Source organism: Cetobacterium sp. (assembly GCF_048470075.1).
Taxonomy (GTDB): domain Bacteria; phylum Fusobacteriota; class Fusobacteriia; order Fusobacteriales; family Fusobacteriaceae; genus Cetobacterium_A.
On sequence record NZ_DBGBQB010000391.1, the window covers coordinates 1 to 1,717 of the forward strand.

General features: G+C 24.3%; 1 protein-coding gene. It reads left to right on the forward strand.

The features are described from left to right. Window positions 1-746 precede the first annotated feature (746 nt). The coding region (locus ACMOUI_RS13605; RefSeq protein ID WP_418966233.1) for a hypothetical protein at window positions 747-1,717 on the forward strand (971 nt) is incomplete at its 3' end.

Here is a 1,717-nt window from a genome sequence, read left to right on the forward strand (position 1 = left end):
TTTTTAGAGTCTTGGAAAAAGTAAATTCATCATGGAATTACTAAATTAAGTGTATCAAAAAGACTAAAGAACCACAAGAAAAAAATTATTTCTACTCCCAACAATATAGATTTAACTACTTTTTAACAGATCATTTTAAGAAATTACTTTAAATTCTCCATATTTTAACTATAGATCAATTTTTATCTTAATTAAAAGCCATTCAATTCTAAAGTTTTAAAGAAACTGACAACGCCTCTTATTAATATATTTTGTTCTCTAAAATCGATTTTAAGGCAATAGACTTATCAAGTTTATGTATTTTATTAAAACATTTTGGAAAGTAGCTAAAAACATTATTTAAACGCGTTTAAATTGAATTTAAAAGTATATATTACCCTATAAAAATGTTAGGGTATACTCTAAAAAGTGATTAACATAAAATTATTCAATCACAGAAATAATAGATAAATACAAGCATAAAAAACAAATTTTTATATAAAACTGAATTATTTTTATTTTTTTTTACTAAATTTTATTAAATTTATAGTTATATACCTACATCATGCTTACTGTAAATTATATAATGTGGTAACGAAGGAACTGAGTGGACACATTATATAATTGCTGTCTGCTAAAGACAGCCTAGTATAGCTGTAGCTCAACTTGTATAGATATATATTATTCAGATATTAGGATAGTTCCCTAATAAAAATGATTAAATACAACAATAATCTGTAATAAAATATATTAGGAGGATTAGAACTATGGATACTATAAGTGTAACTGTAAAATTTGATAGAATGTTAGAAAATAATGAAATTGAGAAAATTGAACGTTATAGATTTATTAAAGTAAGTAGAGGTAAAAGAGAATTAGATAAGAGTATATTTAAAATATCGTATCCTAAATTTATAGGAGAGAATAACGCTACGTTAATAACTGAGAAAGAAGACGTATTTAGATGTAATAAGAGATTTGTAGAGATATTAAAAGAGATAAGGCCGAATGATATAATGACCTTAAATATAAATAGAATAGATATACCTATAACGTATATAATGCCTGAAAATAAAAGTTTTGCGCAATATAAAAGTATGTTTTATTTATTAGCTAAAATTTATGAGAAGCGGGTAGGAAAAGTAAGTGGAACTAAAGGAATAGTGGATTTAAAAGAAAATAAGTTCCAAACGATAGTATATGCTGATAGTAAAAATGTAAATGATTATAATTGTAAAGTAGTGTTTTATGATCAATACGCAAGATATAAAGATACCTATGAAGGAAATATAGAGTTATTAAAGAAACATCCAGATTTAAAAAGAAGGATGAGAATAGAGGTCTCTAAAAAGATAAATAGAAAACCTATGAATTTAGAAGAGTTTGCAAATTTTGATTTATTAGGTAACTATAATGAAGATTTTATGAGATATATATTAGATAATTTATTTAATATAAATACGATATTATATGAAAGAGAAGAACAAAAAAGAAAATGGGAAGTGTGGTTTGATGCAAAGATTACTAATTTTATTGGAAGAATGTTATGGGAAATCATAAAAGAAGAGGATATGTATGAGCCTATGAGAGATGCTATAAACTCTTTAGGACTTAAAAAGAAAACGCAAGAAGCTAGAATAACGAACTTAAGAAAAGAATTAACGCGAATAGAAGAAAGAGAAAATAAGATAATAATAGATTTATATGATGAGGTATCTAAAATATGTATTTATATAGC